This window comes from Dellaglioa sp. CoH-56-MRSF-13 (assembly GCF_056782095.1).
This window is the reverse complement of record NZ_JBXAYC010000216.1, coordinates 1-240: the sequence shown is the minus strand read 5'-3', so window position 1 is coordinate 240 and position 240 is coordinate 1. Positions and strand designations below refer to the sequence as shown.

The 240-nt window shown below is 54.6% G+C and carries 1 protein-coding gene; it reads right to left on the bottom strand.

The window, feature by feature from the left end:
- A partial coding sequence (locus AC1RP1_RS08470) for a hypothetical protein (protein WP_481762800.1) occupies positions 1-240 on the bottom strand: 240 nt, incomplete at both ends.

Sequence of the window (240 nt, the reverse complement as noted above, 5' to 3'; positions counted from 1 at the left end):
AGCTTGACCTTCATCTGCTCTTGATCCAGCTTAGACCAACGCCGAGTCGGCAGATCAAGCAGCTGCTTGGCTTGCTCGGCAGTCACCTTCATCAGCTTCTGGAGCATCGCATCTGGGTCCTTCGACTTCAGGGCCTTCATCAGGGAATCCAGATGATCAACCGCGTAGATCAGGAGTTCGGTGTACGCAATCGCCGCTTCCTGCTTCCGCACTCGATATGCCAACGACTTCAGTTCGAGT